At 47.0% G+C, this 21,271-nt stretch carries 21 protein-coding genes and 2 pseudogenes; 1 reads left to right on the forward strand and 22 read right to left on the reverse strand.

Annotated features, from left to right (window positions below; translation table 11 throughout):
- Nucleotides 1-56: 56 nt before the first annotated feature.
- The 19 genes and pseudogenes from QT397_08320 to QT397_08410 all read right to left on the reverse strand — a co-directional run bounded on the left by QT397_08320 (nt 57) and on the right by QT397_08410 (nt 18,807).
- Nucleotides 57-1,601 (reverse strand): NADH-quinone oxidoreductase subunit N, encoded by a 1,545-nt coding sequence (locus tag QT397_08320; protein ID WNZ57329.1) that lies wholly within the window; start codon nt 1,599-1,601, stop codon nt 57-59.
- Entirely contained in the window at nt 1,598-3,196 is a 1,599-nt protein-coding gene (gene nuoM / locus QT397_08325; protein WNZ57330.1) for an NADH-quinone oxidoreductase subunit M, read from the reverse strand. Before nuoM ends, QT397_08320 begins: the two co-directional genes overlap by 4 nt.
- On the reverse strand, nt 3,193-5,031 hold the full coding sequence (gene nuoL / locus QT397_08330) for an NADH-quinone oxidoreductase subunit L (protein WNZ57331.1): 1,839 nt from the start codon (nt 5,029-5,031) through the stop codon (nt 3,193-3,195). Before nuoL ends, nuoM begins: the two co-directional genes overlap by 4 nt.
- Before the next feature lies 1 nt (nt 5,032).
- Nucleotides 5,033-5,344, reverse strand: coding sequence for an NADH-quinone oxidoreductase subunit NuoK (gene nuoK, locus QT397_08335; protein WNZ58525.1), 312 nt, complete (start codon nt 5,342-5,344; stop codon nt 5,033-5,035).
- Between the two features lie 10 nt (nt 5,345-5,354).
- The gene (nuoJ, locus tag QT397_08340; GenBank protein ID WNZ57332.1) at nt 5,355-5,864 is read right to left on the reverse strand and encodes an NADH-quinone oxidoreductase subunit J; all 510 of its coding nucleotides are present in this window, start codon (nt 5,862-5,864) and stop codon (nt 5,355-5,357) included.
- A 37-nt stretch (nt 5,865-5,901) separates the two neighbouring features.
- Nucleotides 5,902-6,420, reverse strand: coding sequence for an NADH-quinone oxidoreductase subunit NuoI (gene nuoI, locus QT397_08345; protein WNZ57333.1), 519 nt, complete (start codon nt 6,418-6,420; stop codon nt 5,902-5,904).
- Nucleotides 6,421-6,451: 31 nt separating this feature from the next.
- Nucleotides 6,452-7,408: an NADH-quinone oxidoreductase subunit NuoH gene (nuoH, locus tag QT397_08350; GenBank protein WNZ57334.1), complete on the reverse strand. Its 957-nt coding sequence runs from the start codon at nt 7,406-7,408 to the stop codon at nt 6,452-6,454.
- A gap of 2 nt (nt 7,409-7,410) precedes the next feature.
- Nucleotides 7,411-10,254: an NADH-quinone oxidoreductase subunit NuoG gene (nuoG, locus tag QT397_08355; GenBank protein ID WNZ57335.1), complete on the reverse strand. Its 2,844-nt coding sequence runs from the start codon at nt 10,252-10,254 to the stop codon at nt 7,411-7,413.
- A gap of 69 nt (nt 10,255-10,323) precedes the next feature.
- The gene (locus tag QT397_08360; protein ID WNZ57336.1) at nt 10,324-10,824 is read right to left on the reverse strand and encodes an NADH-ubiquinone oxidoreductase-F iron-sulfur binding region domain-containing protein; all 501 of its coding nucleotides are present in this window, start codon (nt 10,822-10,824) and stop codon (nt 10,324-10,326) included.
- Between the two features lie 137 nt (nt 10,825-10,961).
- The gene (locus QT397_08365) at nt 10,962-11,597 is read right to left on the reverse strand and encodes a hypothetical protein (protein WNZ57337.1); all 636 of its coding nucleotides are present in this window, start codon (nt 11,595-11,597) and stop codon (nt 10,962-10,964) included.
- Nucleotides 11,575-12,141 (reverse strand): NADH-quinone oxidoreductase subunit NuoE, encoded by a 567-nt coding sequence (nuoE, locus tag QT397_08370; protein WNZ57338.1) that lies wholly within the window; start codon nt 12,139-12,141, stop codon nt 11,575-11,577. The genes QT397_08365 and nuoE overlap by 23 nt, the downstream gene beginning before the upstream one ends.
- 145 nt (nt 12,142-12,286) lie before the next feature.
- A pseudogene (locus QT397_08375) lies at nt 12,287-12,821 on the reverse strand (hypothetical protein).
- Nucleotides 12,815-13,960 (reverse strand): annotated as a pseudogene (locus QT397_08380) (NADH-quinone oxidoreductase subunit C). The pseudogenes QT397_08375 and QT397_08380 overlap by 7 nt, the downstream one beginning before the upstream one ends.
- 165 nt (nt 13,961-14,125) lie before the next feature.
- Nucleotides 14,126-14,773, reverse strand: a complete 648-nt coding sequence (locus tag QT397_08385) for an NADH-quinone oxidoreductase subunit B family protein (protein WNZ57339.1) — start codon at nt 14,771-14,773, stop codon at nt 14,126-14,128.
- 18 nt (nt 14,774-14,791) lie between these two features.
- Nucleotides 14,792-15,205 carry an NADH-quinone oxidoreductase subunit A gene (gene ndhC / locus QT397_08390; protein WNZ57340.1) on the reverse strand — a complete coding sequence of 138 codons (414 nt, stop codon included), beginning with the start codon at nt 15,203-15,205 and terminating at the stop codon, nt 14,792-14,794.
- A gap of 901 nt (nt 15,206-16,106) precedes the next feature.
- On the reverse strand, nt 16,107-16,427 hold the full coding sequence (locus QT397_08395) for a cobalamin biosynthesis protein (protein ID WNZ57341.1): 321 nt from the start codon (nt 16,425-16,427) through the stop codon (nt 16,107-16,109).
- Between the two features lie 97 nt (nt 16,428-16,524).
- Nucleotides 16,525-16,998: a CYTH domain-containing protein gene (locus tag QT397_08400; GenBank protein ID WNZ57342.1), complete on the reverse strand. Its 474-nt coding sequence runs from the start codon at nt 16,996-16,998 to the stop codon at nt 16,525-16,527.
- A 108-nt stretch (nt 16,999-17,106) separates the two neighbouring features.
- On the reverse strand, nt 17,107-17,511 hold the full coding sequence (locus QT397_08405; GenBank protein WNZ57343.1) for an ACT domain-containing protein: 405 nt from the start codon (nt 17,509-17,511) through the stop codon (nt 17,107-17,109).
- A 426-nt stretch (nt 17,512-17,937) separates the two neighbouring features.
- Nucleotides 17,938-18,807 carry a LysR family transcriptional regulator gene (locus tag QT397_08410; GenBank protein WNZ57344.1) on the reverse strand — a complete coding sequence of 290 codons (870 nt, stop codon included), beginning with the start codon at nt 18,805-18,807 and terminating at the stop codon, nt 17,938-17,940.
- Between the two features lie 113 nt (nt 18,808-18,920).
- Between QT397_08410 and QT397_08415 the strand changes: the two genes are divergently transcribed.
- The gene (locus QT397_08415; protein WNZ57345.1) at nt 18,921-19,358 is read left to right on the forward strand and encodes a DoxX family protein; all 438 of its coding nucleotides are present in this window, start codon (nt 18,921-18,923) and stop codon (nt 19,356-19,358) included.
- A gap of 300 nt (nt 19,359-19,658) precedes the next feature.
- Here QT397_08415 and QT397_08420 read toward each other — a convergent pair whose 3' ends face one another.
- The 3 genes from QT397_08420 to QT397_08430 form a co-directional block, all read right to left on the reverse strand.
- Nucleotides 19,659-20,030 (reverse strand): hypothetical protein, encoded by a 372-nt coding sequence (locus QT397_08420; GenBank protein WNZ57346.1) that lies wholly within the window; start codon nt 20,028-20,030, stop codon nt 19,659-19,661.
- A 143-nt stretch (nt 20,031-20,173) separates the two neighbouring features.
- Entirely contained in the window at nt 20,174-20,524 is a 351-nt protein-coding gene (locus QT397_08425; protein WNZ57347.1) for a hypothetical protein, read from the reverse strand.
- Between the two features lie 58 nt (nt 20,525-20,582).
- Nucleotides 20,583-20,972: a hypothetical protein gene (locus tag QT397_08430; protein WNZ57348.1), complete on the reverse strand. Its 390-nt coding sequence runs from the start codon at nt 20,970-20,972 to the stop codon at nt 20,583-20,585.
- Nucleotides 20,973-21,271: the final 299 nt, after the last annotated feature.

The following is a 21,271-nucleotide window of genomic DNA, read 5'->3' on the forward strand; positions in this document are numbered from 1 at the left end:
GACCAGGCTATTGCCTGGGCTTTAAAATATTTTTACATCAGCACTCGCTCTCTACTTTATATAGCATTTATCCAGTTAATAAGGACCTGTGGAAATATTCCGAAAAAAACCAGTACGGCAGCGAGAGTTGCGATTAAAAACTGCCCTGAAGTGGTAATTTGTAACGTTTCGCTGTTACTGCTAGTGTCAATGGCATCTCTTTGTACCATCGTAAGTAGAAGACGAAGGTAATAGAAGAGGCCCAATGCACTACCAATAACCACACCAGCGAGAAGAGCCCACATTTTTCCTTCAACACCTGCGGTAAAGACGTAAAACTTCCCAATAAACCCAATAGTTAAGGGAATTCCAGCCAGAGATAACAGCATTAGAGCAAGACAGCTCGCCAGCCATGGACTACGCCAGAGTAATCCCCGGTAAAAGTCTCTGTGATAGGGATCATCTGCACTGTCGGTCACGTCACTGACATTTGTTCCATGGGTTAGTTGGGCGGCCTCCACTGAATCAGCTATCAGGCCAACGATTGCAAAGGCTCCTAGTGTAGTAATGACATAGGCGACCATATAATAAATAACCGCCTCTGTACCAAACGCGCTATTGCCGATGATAAACGCCACAATTAAATAGCCTATATGGCCGATTGAGGAGTAGGCCAGCAGCCTTTTGATATTGTTTTGCATCAGGGCCAATAAATTTCCTATCAGCATGCTGGCTATGGCGGCGATTGTCAGTAAATCAATAAGAATAGGGCTCTGGTAGAGATTTAAGGTATTAAAGAATCGCAACAGAAAGGCAATTACGGCTGTTTTTCCCACTGTGGCGATCAACGCCGTCGTAGGCGTAGGTGCGCCCTGGAATACATCGGGTGTCCAGATATGAAATGGAACCAGTGATAACTTGAAAGCAACAGAAATGACCAGCAGAGTGGCGCCGGTTGCAAAAAGAGCAGAAGTCTGTGAAAGATCCTGTATCCGTGTAGCGATACTGCCAAAGTCCAGTGCCCCAGACGCCGCATAAATTAATGCGATACCGAATAGCCCGAGAGCGGTAGAAAGTGCTGAAAGGATTAAGTATTTAAAGGCAGATTCCAGGGAATTTACTTGATCTTTGCTTGAGGATAAATTGCCAGTAACCGCAAATCCCAACAGTGGATAAAGTGCGAGGCTAATTAATTCTATACCGAGGAAAAAGGTGGCAAAGTGGCTGGCAAATACCAGGGTGCTTGCTCCCAAAATGGCAAGTAAAAGTAGTATATAAAACTCTTCTGGATAGCTATCCGGGTTTCTATTCAGGTCACACCGAAGTTTTAAGTAGTTGTATCCCATAACGCTGACGGCTATGGCGGTAACTAATATCAGCAGACAGAAGAACAATGAGTTGTAGTCAATCGAGAGTAGGGCAGTCACTTGAATGGACCCGTTATTGCCCGATAGGGTGGCTCCAACCCAGAAACAGGCAATGATAGCGGCTACCAAAGTGATAAGAGTTGTAACCAGAGCGCCCGCATGATTTCTCCAGAAGGATACTTGGAGCAGCAAAATTACAATACCGGCACTAATCAGTAAAAGCGGTAGGATAGAAAATAGTTCTTGGGCACTCATAGAGATGTACCTGTATTAGCGCTTTTAGCAGTAGGAGAGGATAAGCTTGCTGAAGTTTCCGGCCCTGTCTTTTCTATGACGACTTCTTCATTTTCAGGGGCCTGAAATTTTTGCATTGATTTAGCAATCGTAGGCTCGGCGATATCAAAGATAGGCTGGGGGCGGAGCCCGAAGATCACGAGAAGCACCGCCAGTGAAAGAAGCGCAGAGATCTCCCTGAGGCTTAGATCACTGACAGTTTTCCCCTCTGTAGCTGGTTTCAATTTGTCATTAAACTTGCCAAAGAAGACACGCTGCATCATCAATAGTGCATAGAGTGCTGCTCCAATAAGCCCAATTGCTGCAATAACCGTTAACCAGTGATTAGCTTTAAAGCTACCAACAAGCACCAGGAATTCGGCAACAAAATTACCCAGCCCAGGCAGTCCCAGCGAGGCAATGGCAAAGAAGAGTGCAACGGCGGATAGCTTTGGCAGAAGAGGCCAGACACCGCCGAGCTGGCTCATATCCCGGGTATGGAGACGATGCTGTAGTGCGCCTACTAATGCGAAGAGTGCAGCGGTACTCAAGCCGTGGGCGATCATTTGCATCACTGCGCCCTGCAGGGCGATAGTATTCAGCGCGTAGAGCCCCAATAGAACAAATCCCATATGGCTCACACTGGAATAGGCCACAAGTCTTTTCATATCCTTCTGAGCGAATGCCAGCGATGCGCCGTAGACCACACTGATGGCTCCAATGGTCATTGCAACCGGTGCAAAAGCTTGTGAACTCTCCGGGAATAAGGGCAGTGTAAAACGCAATAAACCATAGGCTCCTGTTTTCAACAGAATCGCCGCCAGCAGAATACTGCCGGCAGTAGGGGCCTGGGTATGGGCGTCAGGTAACCAGGTATGGAAGGGCAGCGCTGGCAACTTGACGATAAAGGCAATAAAAAATCCGAGCATTAACCAATAAGCTGCTGTTGCAGACAGTTGAGCACCCAACAAATCCATATAGTTAAAGGTCAGTTGCCCGCTATTCCGATAGTGGATAAATGCCAAGGCAACGATGGCAATCAGCATTAACAAGCTGCTTGCCTGGGTGAAAATAAAGAACTTTATCGCAGCGTAGACTCTGCCCTCATAGCCCCAAACTGCAATCAACAGCAGCATGGGAATCAGCATGACTTCCCAGAAGAAAAAGAATAAAAACAGGTCGATAGCGGTAAACACACCGACAATACCGGCCAGTGTCCACAGGTAGTTAAAATAAAAGAAGCCGCGCCGGAAGGTGACATCATTCCAGGTCATTACTAACCCAAAGATCCCCATCCCCATTGTCAGTAGCAGCATAAGAAAGCTGAGTCCATCAATCGCCAGATGGAAGCTGATCCCAAACCTGGGTATCCAGGATACCAAAAGGCTATCCCACCACTGACTGTCACCTGTAACAGCTGTGGACTCTGCCTGGGGGAAATAGCTGATCAAGAGTAGGGATGCGATAATCAGGGAAACCAGGCTGATTAAGCGTCCACCCTCATAGAGATGTCTCTCTGCCAGCCAGGCTAATATTCCCCCAACAAATAAAATTATAATTATTGCCAGTAATGTCATAGAGCCACCAACAGGGCTAGGAATAAAATTGATCCGGCTACAAAGGTGGCCAGGTACCAACGTATTTGGCCGTTTTGTGAAGAGCTGAGGGCGTTATTTAAATGTGCACTCAGCGAAGCGGTACCCTTGTAGATGCTGTCGATAATATCTTTGTGGTTAAGGGCGGTGATAAATTTAAAAGGTCTTACAAAGACCCGGTCATAGACCCAGTCAAAACCCCATCCCTTAAACCAAAACTGCATTAGTGGAGAGCGCTGCTCCCCAACTTTCTTCTCGAACAGGAACATTTTCCAAGCGATAAACAGGCCGATCAGCGGCATGGCAATGGCAATGGCTTCAATGACCCAGGAATGGTGTTCATCGGTTGGGGTGCCAAAGACTCCCTGGAGAGGCGGAGCGAGAATTCCACCAAATAGGGCAAGTACAGCGAGGATGCCCAAGGGAAGCATCATCACCGTGTTATTAGCGTCTTTACAGTGTGAGGAGGCGCTGCCCTCACTGCCCAGAAATGCAAGAAACAGAACCCGGAAGCTATAAACCCCTGTGACCAGCGCTCCCAATAGACCGGCAAGCCAGAGCAGGTTTACTCCTTGATGGTATTCATAGGCACTGAGCAAAATATGATCTTTGCTGTAGAAACCGGACGTAAATGGGAGCGCTGCCAGGCAGGCGCAACCGATGGTAAAGCAGATAAAGGTAAAGGGGATTTTGCGATAGAGGCCGCCCATGGCGAAGATATTCTGCTCGTGATGTACGCTGAGGATTACTGACCCTGCGGAGAGGAAGAGCAGAGCCTTGAAGAAGGCGTGGGTCATCAAATGGAAGATGGCTCCTGACCAGGCACCCACACCCAGGGCCAGGAACATATATCCAATCTGGGAGATGGTTGAATAGGCCAGGACCCGTTTGATATCACTTTGTGCGATAGCACTGAATCCGGAGATTAATAGAGTCAGAGCGCCGACAATGGCTACAGCTGTCATGGCGGTTCCAGACAGCTGATAAAGCGGGTGCATGCGGGCGATCAAGTAGACCCCGGCCGTCACCATGGTGGCAGCGTGGATAAGGGCGCTGACGGGAGTGGGGCCTGCCATCGCATCGGGAAGCCAGGTCTGGAGTGGAATCTGAGCTGACTTACCCACAGCGCCACCCAGTAACAGCAGCATAGCGATAGTGACAATTTGAGTATTGACCCCGGGATTCCCTGCTGCTGTGATGAGCTCCGGTATATTTAGTGTTGAGAACTCAAAGAACAATAGGAACAAGCCGATCGCCATGGCAGTATCGCCGACACGGGTGACGATAAATGCTTTCTGCGCGGCCGCGCCGTTTGCGGGGTCCTTATACCAAAAGCCGATGAGCAAGTAGGAACAAAGACCAACGCCTTCCCATCCCAGATAGAGAAGTACCAGGTTGTCCGCCATTACAAGAATTAACATGGCAGAGACAAATAGATTCAGGTAGGAAAAGTAGCGGCGGAAATCCGGATCTTCACGCATATATCCGGCTGAGTATAAGTGAATAAGGAAGCCCACTCCGGTAATGATCATCAGCATTACCAGGGTTAGCCAGTCCACATGAAAGGTGAAGCCGAGTTGGAGGTCAGATACTCGCATCCACTGCCAAACTGACAGCGTGACGACCGATTCCGGGTTGCCCAGAAAGGTGGAGAGTGCGAGGTTAAAAACCAGAATCGCTGCGATTCCCACACTGCCCACCCCAATCAGGCTCACTAACTTTTGTGAGGGCTCCTTTTGTGTAAAGAGTGGAATGCTGATGAGGGTCAGGAAACCAAGAAAGGGAAGCAATGGTATCCAGGCTAGTGATCCGTTCATATTAACCCCTCAATCCATTGAGCTGGTCAATATCGACCGTGTGTTTGCGATAATAGAATTGCAAGACCAGCGCCAGTGCAATGGCTACTTCGGCAGCGGCCAGGGTGACAACAAAAACAAACATCACCTGCCCATCAGCATTGCCCCAGTGTGCGCCGGCGACAACAAACATTAATGCTGCGGCGTTGGTGCAGATTTCAATACACATCAGCATAAAAATAATATTTCTTCGGATGAGTAATCCGGCTAACCCCAAGCAAAACAGAATGGAGGCCAACAGCACGCCAGCCTCCAAACCAGGTGCAGATTCGATAGGCATAGCTTCACTCCGGTTTAACTGTTCTTCTGTGTCGGGCGAGGTGAAAAGCTCCAACAAGCCCTGCCAAGAGCAGCATTGAAGCCAGTTCGACAGCGAGAACGTAATGACTAAAAAGTGCGATACCGACCTGTTTGGGCCCGATATAGTGATAGGTTTGCTCTGAAGGAATTTGCCCGCTACTAACCAGCAGAAGTAACTGGATTAACAAAATGGCTGATAGAAGGGCTGGGCCAATCCAGGTGTGGGGTTGTAACCAGGCTAGCTCCTGTGCAACTGAAGCGTCTCCCTGGTTGAGCATCATGATGACAAAAATAATCAATACCATGATGGCGCCGGCATAAATAATAACTTCCAAAGCTGCTGCCAGGGGAGCGCCAAACTGGTAGAAAATAACGGCAACCGATAAAAGTGAAGTGACAAGATAAAGTAGCGCGTGGACCGCGTTCTTGTGAAAGATAACCATGGCGGTTGAGACAATGGCAACCGCAGCGGTTAAGTAGAAAATGTAATTCACTGGGAAAACCTCTTTTTAGTTATTAGCCTTATTGAAATCAGAGATTTAGGCTTTTTACATTAATGGGCTCGGCCTCATTTTGAGCTTCGCCCTTGTCCTTTCCTGAGATGGCCTTTCCTGCAATTTGATAAAAGCTGTAGTCGTGATACTTACCGGGGCCACTGATTAGAAGATCTTCCTTTTCGTACACCATGTTTTGCCGGTCGTACTCACACATCTCAAAGTCAGGTGTTAGCTGAATGGCATAGGTTGGGCAGGCATCTTCACAAAGCCCACACATAATGCAGCGGGAAAAATTGATACGAAAATATTCGGGGCGCCAGCGGCCGTCTGGATCTTCTGTTTTTTGCAGTGAAATACAATCAGGAGGGCAGGCAACGGCGCAGAGATTACAGGCAACGCAGCGCTCGTCACCGTTGGGATCTCGGGTGAGCACGATCCTGCCGCGATATCTGGGTGCCAGGTAGGGCTTTTGGTCGGGGTATTGTACGGTAACGTTCTTCCGGAACAGGTGTTTAAATACCAACCACATGCTGCGAATTTGGCTTGAAATCATTTCTTTGGCCTCGCACGCTTATTTTAATTTTCTAGGCTGTCCACAAAAGTACCGCTGCGGTAGCCAGTAGATTGATCAGGGCCAGAGGTAGCATGACCTTCCAGCCGAATTTCATTAATTGGTCGTAGCGGGGGCGTGGAATCGCCGCCCTTAAAAGAATAAAAACACCAACCAGAATGGCAGTCTTCAGGCAAAACCAAATAAATGGGGGTAGTAGGGGGCCGTGCCACCCACCGAGAAACAGGGTGGTGATTAGTGCTGAAATTAGGATTACTGCCAGATATTCACCCACAAAGAACATGCCGAACTTCATACCGGAGTATTCGGTATGGAATCCCGCAGTCAGTTCGTGCTCAGCTTCCGGAAGATCAAATGGAGTTCTGCGGCTCTCGGCAATACCGGCAATAAAGAAAACAATAAAACCCAGAAATTGAGGGATGATAAACCAACCATCTGCCTGGGCATTAACAATCTCGCGCAGATTGAAACTGCCTGAGAGCATAACAACGCCCATCAGGCTCAAACCCATAAATACTTCATAGGACACGGTTTGAGCGGCAGCCCTTAGCCCACCGAGCAGAGCATATTTATTATTTGATGCATATCCCCCAAGAATTACGCTATAGACCGCAATAGAACTCATAGCCAGCACAAACAGTAATCCGATATTCAGGTCGGTGACCCCAATATTGGGCGATATGGGCACTACGGCAAAGGCAATCAACATGGTTGCCATAACTACGGTGGGTGCCAGTACAAATACGGGAATATCTGCAAATTTCGGGGTGAAATCTTCCTTAAAGAACAGCTTGATCATATCTGCCATAACTTGCAGGGTGCCAAATTTTCCCACCCGGTTAGGGCCTGGGCGATCTTGCCAAAAGCCCAATAGGCGGCGCTCGCCCCAAGTTAAAATGGCTGCTAGCAGCACGGTAACAATCAATACACCGAAAATATTGAGCAATATGATCCAGATATTGGTGCTCATAATTAGTCCTCTTGCCCGATTGTGGAGCTTTCTTCCACTGGCAACAGATTGGCGCCTCCCGGTAATACAGGGGCAAGAATTTCAAGCCCTGGAAGACCATAAGGCACACCCAGGCTGCCCGAAGGTTGGCTATCAGAGATAACCACACTGCCCCGGAAAATACCGCTATTGGTGTCTAACGCCACTGTGTCTCCCTGGTTGAGGTTGGCACTTTCGGCATCACCGCGATTTAAAGTAAAGAATGGCTTATCGATCACTGTAGCGATGGCCATTGCGCGGTTACTGAGCTCTTCCGAACCAAACATTCGGTAAATCGGCAGTGTCGCTAGACTGTGGTTATCGCTATCTCTATCGCCATCGGAGGCTGTGGGCAAGGACCAATCCGAAAGTACTTGCTCTTGTCTCTGGATGTATTTGCCCGAGGCACCACCACGGCGTTCGCCACCCACTTCCTGCTGAAACTTGAAAATTGATTGGTTGGAGTTCCATCCGGGAGACCAGATATTGGCTTGCAGCGGTGACCGGTTTGGGTTGTGCACACCTTCCATGCTAAAGCTCATAGGAGCATCGGGGTCTTGGTGTGGAGGCTCCTCTGAGACATGTTCCTCTGCGTGAATAGCCGTGCGCCCACTGTAGCGAGCGGTCTGTCGAGCAACCTTGAGCCCGTCAATTCGGAAGTTTTCATCCGGCCCTAAATCTTTGATGACCTTGAGTGAAGAAACACTTTCTGCTAGGGAATCGGTGATATCTGGGCAGTGATTCCAATTGATAATAGTGTCGATACTCTCGGAGTGTTCTGTGGAAAAACCAGCGGCATCTACCAGCCAGCGCCAGCTCTCCTGGATATACCCAGTGCCTTCATAGACCGCATAAAATCGCTGTGCCAAACCAGTATTGTTAACAAATGTCCCTTGGGATTCAGCCGTTGCGGATACAGGAAAGATTAAGTCGGCATGTTTGGCGGTTTCATTGAGCAGGGTATCCAGCAGAATGATATGGTCGACGCTGGCAAACAGACTGTTTAACTCTTCGCTCGCGATTCTTAAGGAGAGGTCATTCTCCAGAATCACTAGGGTTTTATCGATATTGGTTTTGTCATTCTTGAGTTCAGTGATCAGATGCTCAAGGGAACCGGTTTCGGGCTCAAACAGCTGAATAACTCCCAAGCTATTAGCCTCTTCACAACACAAGTATAGAGAAGTAGGTTTGCCATTTTTTTCCGCCAGTGCACTGGCGATTTTGGCTGCGCTGTGGGTAAGGTGGATATTTTTGCTGCTGGTTCCAGAGATGATCACTGGGTTCTTGGCCGCAGTTAATATTGCAGAGATTCTTTCAGCTTCCTCCAGATTCTCTGCATTCAGTGAAGTTTTGTTGCTTTTAACCTCCAGAATATTATTGGCAATTGCCTGGCCGATTTGGGCAGCCTGTTCCGGCAGGGTATAGATCGCTTTACAGGTAATATCTGAGATCTGATTGAGTTCGGTGCCGATAAAAATAATCGGGCTGGGTTCACCCTCTAATTGTCGAACAGAAGCATCCTGCCACAAGGGTATTCTTAATGATTCAGCTTGTTCTTTTTGGCGGCTCCGTGCTGCTTGGCGAACTGCCAGGGCAACCCTGGGGGCTGTGTTGTAGATATCTTCTCCGAGTATCAATACAACATCTGAATTTTCTATCTCAGGGATGGTCGGGCTGTGGATATTGGCATCGCTCTGAATTCTATCGACAAGGTGTAGTAGCTGCATATCCCGCTGGTTGAGGCCAGAGAAGAAGTTATCCCGCCCTACAAACTTTAATAGGGCGAAGTTATTTTCCAATGATGCCCTGGGTGAACCTATGCCTATTAAGTGATGCTCACCTCTTTGCGCAGATGCGAGTTTTTCTGAAAGTGAGAACACCGCGTCCTTGGGAGAAACCTCTTTGTGCAAACGTTCATCAGTTTCTGCTGTAGAGCTAATCACATCATCTTTGCGCGCAGAAAGTACTTGGGTTATCCGGCTCTTACTGTTGACATATTCGTATCCAAAGCGCCCCCGATCGCAGAGAAAATAGCCGTTGATATCGTGGTGATATAAGTTGACCACACGGCGCAACATCGGGTCTTGGTTGTTGCCGGATTCCCTCGCTCCAGGCGCGGTGTTGCAACCCACGGCACAGTGTTCACAGACTGAGGCAGCTGTTTGCAAATCCCATTTTCGGACAAAGTGCTGGCTGAAGGTCTTATCGGTAAATACTCCGGTGGGGCACACTTCGACAAGGTTCCCACTAAAACCATTTTCCAGCATGCCCTCGGTATTGCGGCCAAAAAAGACCTGGTGATTGCGACCCAGTGCTTGCAAATCCTCGCCGCCGGCATAGTCGTGATAGAACCTGACACATCGATAGCAGGTAATACAGCGATTCATTTCGTGATTGATAAAGGGGCCGAGATACTGGTTTCGGTGGGTGCGCTTGGTACCCTGATAGCGGCGCATGGTATGACCGGACATTTCAGTCATATCCTGTAAGTGGCACTCGCCGCCCTCCTCACAAACCGGGCAATCGTGAGGGTGGTTGGTCATCAAGTCTTCTATCACAGAACCGCGAAAATCTTTCGCGGCTTCCAAACTGACACTGTAAATACCGCCGTCTTTTATCGGCGTCATACAGCTCATAATCAACCGGCCCCGTTGATCTTCGCTGTCCTTATGCTCGATAACCGCACATTGGCGGCAGGCGCCAACAGAACCCATGGCGGGGTGCCAGCAAAAATAGGGGACATTCAAACCCAGGGACAGGCAGGCAGTGAGCAGGTTTTGATCTCCATCAACCTGGTATTTATTACCGTCTATTGTGATGGTTGGCATTTGAAATCCATTTTCTTTTTATTAATGCTTTCAGGGGCAGGGTTGTTGTACTAAGTTAGTCGCGCTAATTTATTGGTAGGGGCAACAACCGCCTTCAATATGGTCGATAAAATCCTGTTCAAAAAGTTTTAACGCGCTTTGTATCGGCTCGGCGGCACCGGGAGCCAGGGCGCAAAAAGTATTGCCGGGGCCGATACGCTCGCACTGTTCCCTGAGGAGTTCCAAGTCTTCTTTAGTCCCCTGGCCAGACTCTATTCTCTCCAGAATTTTGACGGCCCAGGGCAAGCCGTCCCGACAGGGGGTACACCAGCCACAAGATTCCCGCGCGAAGAACTGGGTCAGGTTCAGTACCAGGCCTACAGGGCAGGTTTTATCGTCGAGCACGGTGATCGTGCCGGTCCCCATACGGCTGCCGGCCTTGCCGATAACGTCGTAATCCATGGGAAGATCGAGGTGGTCCGGGCCGAGGAAGTCGGTCGATCCTCCACCGGGAAGAATGCCCTTCAGTTGCAGGCCATCTTTCATGCCACCGGCATGTTGTTCAATAATTTCGCGAATGGGCGTCCCCATTGGGAGTTCCCAAGCCCCTGGATTATTAACCTTGCCGCTAACACCAAATATTTTGCTTCCCGCATCGTTACCCCGGCTAAGGTTTTTGTACCACTCCACGCCGTGGCTAATTAAATGGGGGAGGTTGCACAAGGTCTCTACATTGTTAACGACAGTGGGTTTGCCCCAAAGCCCGCTGACCTGTGGAAAGGGGGCTTGGCGCGGGGAATGGCCCGCTTGCCTTCAAGAGCGTTTAGCAGTGCGGTTTCTTCACCACAGATATAGTTACCGGCGCTGCGGTGCAGGCAGATCTCCAGATTAAAGCCACTGTCGAAAATATTTTCGCCAATCATGCCCTGCTGCTTGGCTTCATCGATTGCCTGTTCGAGCCGGTTTGCAGCCAGGTGGTATTCACCACGAATAAAAATATAGGCGTGAGAGGCGCCAATGGCATAGGCGGCTATAGCCATTCCCTCAAGGAGGAGGTGAGGATCTCGCTCCATTAGCAATCGGTCTTTGAAGGCGCCGGGTTCCATTTCATCGGCGTTACAGACAACGTACTTTTGCTTGGGCGAATCTTCACCCCTAGGTACAAAACTCCACTTCAGCCCAGTGTTAAACCCCGCTCCACCACGTCCGCGCAGGCCTGCATCTTTTACTTCGTTGATAATATCGTCCGGTACCATGGTGATGGCTTTGCGCCAGCCCTGGTAGCCGTCGTTTTCCACATATTGCTCTATAGTGGCGGCAATATTTTCACTGGAAATATTTTTAGTCAGTGGATTTGTCAGCATGGTATTTTTTCTTCTTATCGATTAATTCATCAATACCTTTCTCATCCAAGTGGCGGTGCATTTCCTCGCCAAGCATAAGGACTGGGGCTTTGTCACAATCTCCCAGGCAGGGCGTTTCCAGCAGGGTGAAAATCCCATCTTCGGAGGTCTCCCCAGGCTGGATATTTAAGCGCTCAGATATTTTTTTCTGCAAATTATCGCAACCCATAATCCAGCAGCTAGAGCTTTTGCACAGGTAGATCACTTCCTTGCCTACTGGTTGGCGGAAAATCAACTGGAAGTAGGTGGCGACACTCTCAAGTTCTGCAACGGGAATATCCAGATAATTGGAAATTGCCTGGAGGCTCTCATCGGAAATCCAGCCGCGATGTTTCTGTACAATCCGCAACGCCTCGAGCCCCACTGAAGTTTTCTCGTGGTAGTGGGTGGCTTCCTGATCAATCTCCTCTTTTTCTTGTACTGTTAAGGTCGCCAGGTTGTCTGCTGAATTGCTATTGCCTTGCTCCATTACTTCAATCAATTCCGGTTCTAATAAGCTGGACATAGTCGCCCCCGAGATAGAACTTGCGGAGGTTTCGTTGAGGCGCTGCTGCCATCTGTGTGTGCGATGACTGAAACGCTGGGTGTATTTCCGTGCACTTTTCTACTCCGCTGCTGTACGGCCCTGTGCCTGCCGTAGTTTTTTATTGTTATCTGTCCACATCCGCCATGACGAAGTCGATGCTGGCGATAATGGCAATAAGGTCAGCAATCAACAGTCCGTTGGACATCAACGGAATCATTTGCAGGTGTGGGAATGAAGGGGTGCGAATTCGGGTCCTGTATGAGGTGCTCCCCATCACTAACGATTTGGTAGCTGTTGATACCTTTAGTGGCCTCAATGGGATAACACACTTCGCCGGCTGGCATTACCGGTCCCCAGCTGTTATTCACAAAGTGCTGAATTAAAGTCTCGATATCCTCCATGGTGCGCCCCTTTCGCGGAGGGGTAGTCAAAGGATGGTCCGACTTATAAGGACCTGCCGGCATATTTTCCAGGCACTGGCGGATAATCCGCAGGCTCTGCCATATCTCGTCCACCCGGACCCGGCAGCGGTCGAAACAGTCCCCACCATCGTAGCTGGGAATCTCGAACTCGAACTGATCATAGCCGCTGTAAGGGCGCTTTTTGCGCAGATCCCAATCCAGGCCCGTGGCGCGAAGCCCTGGCCCGGTAACCCCCACTCAAACGCCTCCGCCGTATCGTAGACACCAATGCCACGGGTGCGGCGTTGCAGGAGTTTGTTTTTAATCACCATGCCGTCGTAATCGGCTAATCGTGCGGGCATATAGTCGAGAAATTCCCGCACCATCTTGTCCCAACCCTGGGGTAAGTCCTGCGCTACACCGCCGATACGGAACCATGCTGGGTGCATCCTGCCGCCGGTAATGGCCTCGACAATGCCAAACAGTTTTTCCCTATCGATAAACATATAGAACACGGGAGACATCTGCCCCACGTCCTGGGCAAAGGTGCCAAAAAATACCAGATGACTGGATATGCGGAAGAACTCGCACATCATCACCCGTATCATCTGTGCGCGTTCAGGGACCTTAATGCCGGCGAGCTGCTCCAGTGCCATCACATAGGGCAGGTTGTTCATGACACCGCCGAGGTAATCGATACGATCGGTGTAGGGCACATAGGTATGCCAGGCCTGGCGCTCGGCCATCTTCTCTGCACCGCGATGGTGGTAACCGATATCTGGCACTGCATCGATAATCTGTTCACCATCCAGCTGAAGGGCTACGCGGAACACCCCGTGCACACTGGGGTGATTCGGGCCCAGGTTGAGGAACATAAACTCTGAGTCTTCATTACTCCTGGCCATGCCCCAATCTTCCGGCCGGAACAGCAGGGCGTCTTGTTCTTTGCGCTCCTTCTCTTCTGACAGACTAAATGGGTCGACTTCGGTAGCTCGGGCGTGGTGATCCTTGCGCAGTGGATGCCCCTTCCAGGTCAGCGGCATCATGATTCTCTGTAAATGGGGGTGACCGGGAAAGTCGATACCGAATAGATCCCACACTTCCCGTTCATACCAGTTGGCATTCTCCCAAACGGCAGTAATAGTCGGTGCGCTCAGATCACTCTCGGGAAGAGCCACCTTGATACGGATAAATAAATTGCGGGTAAATGAAAGTAGTTGATATACCAAGGTGAAATCGCTGGAAGGCTGTTTTTCGGTTCCCTCCCCACGGTTGACCCGCAGCCGTTCGTCGATAGCACTCAGGTCATACAGCATTTCAAATGGCTGGGCGATATCCCGCTTGAGAAAGAGCAAAAGAGGGATCAAGGCATGTTTCTCGATCCACAGTGTGGGCATATCATCACAGTGTGGCTGCCACCAGAACGAGTGAAGCTTGTATCCGGTGTCGAGATCCCGAATAAATGCCTCTGCTGCTTTCCTGTAGGGAGTTGCTGTGTGGACAGTTTTCGCAATTACGCCAGTCATTGGCTATTCCGTTGTTTTTTTCTTATTCCATGAAGCCTAAACACTGTCGGGCGCACGTAGCATGTCAGCTTTCATACGTTCCTCCCTATGGAGATCACGCTGACTGGGCTTTGGAACCTTGTGAGTTCCTTGATCATCCACAACCCAGCTGAAGGCTCGTCTCTCCGCAGCCACCGACTTTTGCAGCAAGGTCAATCCCTGCAGTAGGGCCTCTGGGCGTGGTGGACAGCCGGGCACATAAACATCGACCGGGAGAAACTTATCGACCCCCTGAACCACACTGTAGATATCGTACATACCGCCGGAATTTGCGCAGGAACCCATGGAGATGACCCAACGGGGCTCGATCATTTGCTCGTAGAGTCGCTGTACCACTGGTGCCATTTTCAGGAAAACCGTCCCTGAAATTACAATCAAATCCGCTTGTCGCGGGGTTGCACGGATGACCTCAGCGCCAAAGCGGGAGATGTCGTGGCGGCTGGTGAAGGCGGTGGCCATTTCTACATAACAACAGGACAACCCGAAGTTAAATGGCCATAGGGAATTTGAACGGCCCCAGGAAACCAGTTCTTCGAGTTTGGTAAGGAGAATATTTTTTTCTAAATCTTGAGTGCTTATTTCTTCAGAAGGATTGCCGTGTTCGGTAGCAATCAGGTCGTCGGCTTTGCTCAGCTTCCAGCGCATTATGAATTCTCATTGTTGTTATTGGGGTTTTTGGCGTTTCTCCAAACTCTTCTGGTATCCGCCCCAGTCAAGTGCACCCAGGCGCCACAGATAAATAAGCCCCACCAGCAGTATCACGATAAATACGGTGGCCTCGATAAACCCGAGCAGGCCAGTTTCATAAAATGCGATGGACCAGCTAAACAGGTAAATCGCCTCCAGGTCGAAGACGATAAACAGGATGGCAACAAGGTAATAGGCGACAGAGAGGCGCAGACGCGCATTGCCCTGGGAAACAATACCCGACTCATAGGGCTCATCGGTAGCCGGGTCTCTGCGTTTCTGACCGAGAAAATAGGAAAGGCTGAGCATTAAGGTAATTAGGGCAAATACGGCCAGACAATAAACAATCAATGGCCAAATCTGAGGAGTGAACTGATCCGGGTAATTCAACTTCGCTCTCCCATGTTTCTGCGGGCGAAGCCCGTATCAATCACTGGTCTTGCAGTAAAAGGGCAAATCAAGAATTCTGATTTTGAGGGTGCTCTCACGCAAGAAGAGATAATTTGAAAAACGATTATTGCTTTTCTGAGAAATTTTTTAGTTGTCGGTAATCCTATTCGCTTGTCTGATTTATAAATCGTTGCGGGAGATAGCGCCAGTGGTGCGAAGGAACGTTTAATTCTTATGTGTATACTTTTTATTCGGTAGGGTTATGTAATGTCTTGCGACAGCTGAATAAATGAAAATGTGCGCCAGTTTTCAGAAGATGAAGGAGGGTCCTATTGCTATTAAACTATTCCTCTGATTAAAAGCAGATCGGTATTTTAGGGATACGCTGTACTGGAATTAGAATGTGATGTTATTGATTTGTTTGGCACCTAATAATTCCATCATAGTGCACTCCACTTGCGGTTCTGTATGGGACCTTCCACTTGTTATGAGTGAGGTAGTTTGGCCAAGCAAGTACATTTATCCAATTCTTCTCGGTATTTCTAACAAGGTACACATCGCTTGCGTTACATTGAAGCTTGTACCTACGGAACCCTTCTTCTATCACGGAATAATCTCGCCCCTTAAACTGAACTTCAGAGTCACCCCAATGGCCATCTGAGCTTTCAAAGCTTACATCGGGGTTGTGGATTTTTATAATGCCAAAGAGGAATGTGATTCCTAAAGCCAAAATTAATAAGCAAATTGCTCTTATTGTGGTGGTAGTCATCGCTTGCTTCTGAGTAACTTTTAGTCTCTTTTTAGGCATGCTTTCGGCGTAGGTATATAGAGCTTAACTTCTATAAGAATTGTAATATATAAGCAGTTTGTTGATTGGCGACAATGATTTGCTATGTGTAGATTACTTGCGAATTACAAGGTCACCACCACTAAATCGAATTTTCTGTCCTTCGAAGATAGCTTCCTCCCAGTTATCAGGGTTGGACGACTCGTTTTCATTTACCACTAAGTAGCAAAAATTTGGATTTTCAGTTTTGGGTAAACTACTTACTAGTGAACCTGCACTGATGCCATACTTTTCGCATAGTTCAAGCTGTCCTATCGCCGACTTTACCTGAATTAAAATGCCAATATGTTCAGCTTTAAGTTCTATCGATTCAAAGTCATTCACCGATTCTAGCTCGATTAAATATCTTTTTAATTCTTCTATGGCTGGGTTCATAGTGATTTACTCATGATGCCTCGCTGAGCCGAGGGCATACAGAATTTATTTTGTGATTAGCTCAACGAAGCATATGTAAATATTGTGCACATTCTAGTTATGATTTGTACCAATCTTTAAATGGAAAATCTAATAAATTGGAATTGTAATACTTTGGATCTCCAGTAACCTCTTTATCAATCCACTCCGGCAATTCCACACTCTCAGATTCACTTTGCATCTCGACCTCAGCAACAATCAAGCCGTCATTATCTCCATGAAAGATATCTATTTCCCAAGTGTGTTTTTCGTGTTCTACTATGAACCTCGTTTTATCTATGAGGGGACCATCACATAGCTCCGCAATCATTTCATTTGCGTCTTCAAAGGATATTGGATACTCAAACTCAGTCCGTGTAATTCCTTTACTTTCACCTTTCAATGTTAGATATGCATGATCTCCGATTACGCGAACTCTGACTACAGCTTTGGACTCCGTACTTATATAGGCTTGTTTGATTCTCTTTCCACCTGTAAAAGAAGCAATAGCCTTTTTATCAACTAAGAACTTCCGCTCAATTTCCTTTGCCATACTTTCTCAACCCTAAAATCTTAACACTTGCTTAATAGGCATATACGAGGTGGTCAAAATCTGAAACGTAGCGTAGTAGTCAGCCAGTATATGCCCTTGTTGGAGCACTTATAAACTGTTCTTGCCGACTTCTTTCAATGCAATCAACGCTTCCCTTGCTTTTTCAGATTGTACAAAAATATGGTCATGGAAGTATGCTGCAATTACATTTGCGCTAATACCCTTAGAAGCCAGTTTGTTTGAAACAGCGGCTGTTAATCCAACAGCCTCTAAACTAGAATGTACGGTTAAAGTTATTTGTTTATAAGTATTTTTAAACTGCAACCCCTCACGGCTTGCGATATCTTTTGTTAAGACAAGTGTTAATCCTTCTTTTTCGTTTAAGCTCGCAAGTGGGTTCCATTCAATATATTGAGCTAATGAGCCTGAAACAGTGCAAAATACAAATTCATCTTCAATAAGTTCGGGATTCATTTCGCTCAAAAGACGCTCTAATTCTATAATTCCTGACATTGCTTGAAAATTCCATATTTTTACTTGTACAGCAAGCGCCAATCAACATGGAGCATGGCTGCAAAATGGTGGTGGTCCAACAAATACTTGTTCTTGTGATCGTGCTTGGCTTTGTATGGTTGTTCTTGCCTGATTCTGATACTGAATTCCTTTTTGTTAGCGGAAAATGAAAGCCCATATTCAATGGTAACCTAAGTCCTTGATTTGTAACATATTGTTTGATAGCCAGCCTATCAAGGGCCGCATAAACGGGGACTTATCAGAAACCTATTAAGTGTAAATTGCATAGTCAGGTTTGGGCTTTAGGCAGAAAAATAAGATGACAAGAAAATGAAGAAGAGATAGAGGAACCTTTGGTGTTGTAACATATCGTCATACATAGGATTTTATCTCCCCCTGATAGTTCCATGCATAGGAATATGCAAATCATTGAACTTTATAACTTTCCATTTTAGTAATTAAGAAGTCCCAAAAAGCCTTGATACGTGCTGTGTTTCTCAGATCCTTATTAGCCAGAATCCACAAGGATGAGTTGTATTTAGCGTCCAGTTGATAGAGTTCAACTAGATCGTATGAGTCATCAGTTGGTAACAACGCTATCCCTTGATCATTAAGCGCAGCGTTCAATGCTGTAGTGATAGAATTACAATGTATGGATTTAGCGTTGTGTTTAATTCGTTTCTGATACCAGTGCACTGCTGGGTTGTCTAAGTGCACGTAGTCAATAGCTGTTAAGCGTTCAATTTCGGACAACTTGAAAGGAGCGTTATACCCACTAACTTTCAAAAAGTCTTCAGAAGCATAGATGCTTAAGTTTACATCTCTCATTTTACGTGCAATAAGGTTTTCCGGTGCTGTATGACTTGCCCTAATGGCAATGTCCGCATCGCGATGCTCGATATCCAGAGCCTGCTCACTTTCAAGGATCTCAAACTCAACGTCGGGGAATGACCTCCGGAATTCACTAACCCACTCGGGCAAAGTGGTCGTTGCCATTGTTGAGGGTGCGGTAACACGAATTAAACCTTGAACTTTGTCATGTTGCAGAGAACTTTGAATGAGGATGCCATCGGCCAATGACTCCATTCGCTTGGCACTATCCAAAACAGTTCGCCCCGCCTCAGTCAGTTGGTAGCCGCGACGACTAACAATAAATAGCTGCGTTGAAAGCTCGCTTTCAAGCTGCTGGATCCGCCTCCAAACAGTGGTTGAATTAACATTCAACTGACTAGAAGCCGCCTTTAAGGTTCCTTTCTCTGCAAGCGCGATAACGACCTTCAAATCGTTCCAATCCATGACATTACCCTGATGTTGCATTCATGCAATATAAGTTTGCCTTTTTGTCTATATAACTGCAATAAGGGAACACCTAGTCTGTGCTCGTCATTTAACGAAATAGGGTTCCCTTCATGAGAAAACAGGTAGTCATCTTTTACGTGGCCTCATCTATGTTCGCGGTGCTGATGATGATATCAGGCATGGCCAAACTAACAGGGAAGGAAGCCATTGTTCAGGCAACGGTTGATTTAGGCTACCCGCTTTATTTGTTGAAAATCTTAGGAATCGCCTATTTGATTGGCGCGATTGCAATTCTCCAACCAAAGTTCAAAACACTTAAACAGTGGGGATATGCAGGCTTCTCCATCGCTCTGATCGGGGCTTCGGGATCGCACCTACTGGCCGGGCAAGCGCTCAGCACCGCTTTACCAGCTACTGTCCTATTAGCCGTTTTAGCGGTTGTTATAACCTTGAATGCGAGACTGACTCGCCTTAATTTTTCTGATGAGGAAGTCAGAAATAATATCTCCTCACCGCAAAGAGCAATGTCAGAGGCCAATAAGATATGACCAGTTACGGTGTATTGGATAGAAATATGTCGGCTTACTCCGTTGATTGATCTGACAAGAGTAGCAATCAACAGGAATATAGTTTTATGGAGGTTGCTAATGTTGGATCACTGGGAAAATAGCCTTACCTGACACTCTTCAGGATACCTTGGAAGATGAGGTAACCGGTTCAGGCCGTATTAGCTGTCGGTCGAGTGAGTGTCCTGAAGAATTTAAGCATTGCATTTACACTCAGGAGTCTCTATCTGTTAGCCTCGATTTGCCTCCAATAAAATTTTCAGGGTCTGCTGGCAATTCTTTTTAAAAATTAGATACATTGAGGACAATCTTACGCCCTCCGTATAAAGGCTCAAGGACCATGCGTGCTTGTTGTAGCTCAAGGATATTGTACGTATATTCTTTTTGTTCTTTCTCATAATATTGATCGTATTCTACATACAGCACAGAGTCTTCTATAGACCAAACAAAATCATAAGTGAGCGGAAAGTGTGGGTGGCCAATATATGTATTAAACTCGCCTTTCTCTCCCTCTTGATAGGTCCAATGTTCTCCGGGCCTACTCCAAGTTTGAATTAACAGGCTTCTGGTAAGGTTGTCGTCACCTTCATAAGGTACCTGAATTGCGCAACTGATAGCAGTAGCTATTACTAAAATAATCAGAACGATACGCATAGTATCCTGGAAAACGCACTGTTTTGTAAGATTCTAGCAGGCTATCTACTTTTTTAGTTTTCATTAAGTAGTAGTTTCCATTGCTCTTAAAATATACTCCACCTGATTTACCCTCATGCCGCCTGCTTGGTCAGTTAGGCACTTTATCCTCGAATTTTGTAGCTATAGACAGATTCATGGATTTTTTTATAGCTGGGGTCAGAGCCATCAGATTCTACAACAGTGACTCCCTTTGCAGGCATATACAAACCGTACTCTGAAACGAATACACTACCATATTTGATATAAGCACCACTTTGGTCGCAATAGGAATGTCTTTTTCCAATGGGCTCGATATGTTCTACCTCGCTAGAAAAATACTCCCCTTTCTCTGCACATTTTAATAATAGCCGCTCCAAAGACTCAGTCGCTGCTTCTATATTTATGCTGTCTTCATCTATACTTGACGAACAGGAGCATAGAATTAAAACCATAGGTAAAAATACGTTTTTCATTATAGCTATTTTTTATTCCTAACACTTTAATCGATCAGCTGTATTGATTTTTTGGTAATTAGTTGTACTCTGGGCTTAGTACTAGGTACTTGCCCTGAACCCTAAAATTTAGCTTTTGTAGATCGGGCATCCATGTACCTTTATTGCTCCCCTGTGAATCCCATTGAGCTTGTTCATGCCAACCTTCATGGAGGATGGGATCTTTGCAATAAAAGCCATCTTTTCGAATGAGAAATTTGTTACATGGCAGAAAAGGGCGCTCCCAGGTGGGGTCTGGTAACCAATATGTCCCATCGGAGTAGGGCACTACGAAAACTGTCATTTCAGGATTTTTGACCACAAGAGCTTTATACCATTGATAATCGACTTCTAGTGCTCCAGCCTCTGGGATCTCGGACAAATCTATTCTGATTTTTGAGCTGCTCTTAGCAGCTTTATTTGGGTTCATAGAGGCGTGTTGCGACAAAGACTAAGCCAATTAAGATGCTCAAAGTGGTAACTAGTGATAATAGCTTGCGTCGATTCATAGGATTACTTACGCCTTTTGCACGTCCTGTTACATAAAGCCTCCACCGGTAAAGTAGACGCTAGCTTATATTCATCTTATGTGGTCATTTTTTCATATTGATCTTAAGGAAGGACACATCACTTGTCCATTAGGAGTCTAGCTCAGTCGGTATACTTGATTCTCTTTATAAACTTTCAACCCTAATATAAGAGATCCCAGTAAAGAGAGTTAACGAAAGA

Source organism: Microbulbifer sp. MKSA007, assembly GCA_032615215.1.
In the GTDB taxonomy this organism is placed as follows: Bacteria; Pseudomonadota; Gammaproteobacteria; order Pseudomonadales; family Cellvibrionaceae; genus Microbulbifer.

Excerpts from the sequence above, each read along its gene's own strand:
- QT397_08430 (WNZ57348.1), bottom strand. The coding sequence starts at position 20,972 with ATGAACCCAAATAAAGCTGCTAAGAGCAGCTCAAAAATCAGAATAGAT.
- nuoG (WNZ57335.1), bottom strand. The coding sequence starts at position 10,254 with ATGCCAACCATCACAATAGACGGTAATAAATACCAGGTTGATGGAGAT.
- QT397_08415 (WNZ57345.1), top strand. The coding sequence starts at position 18,921 with ATGAGAAAACAGGTAGTCATCTTTTACGTGGCCTCATCTATGTTCGCG.
- QT397_08425 (WNZ57347.1), bottom strand. The coding sequence starts at position 20,524 with ATGAAAAACGTATTTTTACCTATGGTTTTAATTCTATGCTCCTGTTCG.
- nuoL (WNZ57331.1), bottom strand. The coding sequence starts at position 5,031 with ATGAACGGATCACTAGCCTGGATACCATTGCTTCCCTTTCTTGGTTTC.
- QT397_08420 (WNZ57346.1), bottom strand. The coding sequence starts at position 20,030 with ATGCGTATCGTTCTGATTATTTTAGTAATAGCTACTGCTATCAGTTGC.
- QT397_08385 (WNZ57339.1), bottom strand. The coding sequence starts at position 14,773 with ATGCGCTGGAAGCTGAGCAAAGCCGACGACCTGATTGCTACCGAACAC.
- nuoE (WNZ57338.1), bottom strand. The coding sequence starts at position 12,141 with ATGTCCAGCTTATTAGAACCGGAATTGATTGAAGTAATGGAGCAAGGC.
- QT397_08395 (WNZ57341.1), bottom strand. The coding sequence starts at position 16,427 with ATGAACCCAGCCATAGAAGAATTAAAAAGATATTTAATCGAGCTAGAA.
- QT397_08365 (WNZ57337.1), bottom strand. The coding sequence starts at position 11,597 with ATGCTGACAAATCCACTGACTAAAAATATTTCCAGTGAAAATATTGCC.
- QT397_08360 (WNZ57336.1), bottom strand. The coding sequence starts at position 10,824 with ATGGGGACGCCCATTCGCGAAATTATTGAACAACATGCCGGTGGCATG.
- nuoM (WNZ57330.1), bottom strand. The coding sequence starts at position 3,196 with ATGACATTACTGGCAATAATTATAATTTTATTTGTTGGGGGAATATTA.
- nuoI (WNZ57333.1), bottom strand. The coding sequence starts at position 6,420 with ATGATTTCAAGCCAAATTCGCAGCATGTGGTTGGTATTTAAACACCTG.
- QT397_08320 (WNZ57329.1), bottom strand. The coding sequence starts at position 1,601 with ATGAGTGCCCAAGAACTATTTTCTATCCTACCGCTTTTACTGATTAGT.
- QT397_08410 (WNZ57344.1), bottom strand. The coding sequence starts at position 18,807 with ATGGATTGGAACGATTTGAAGGTCGTTATCGCGCTTGCAGAGAAAGGA.
- QT397_08405 (WNZ57343.1), bottom strand. The coding sequence starts at position 17,511 with ATGTCAGGAATTATAGAATTAGAGCGTCTTTTGAGCGAAATGAATCCC.
- nuoH (WNZ57334.1), bottom strand. The coding sequence starts at position 7,408 with ATGAGCACCAATATCTGGATCATATTGCTCAATATTTTCGGTGTATTG.
- QT397_08400 (WNZ57342.1), bottom strand. The coding sequence starts at position 16,998 with ATGGCAAAGGAAATTGAGCGGAAGTTCTTAGTTGATAAAAAGGCTATT.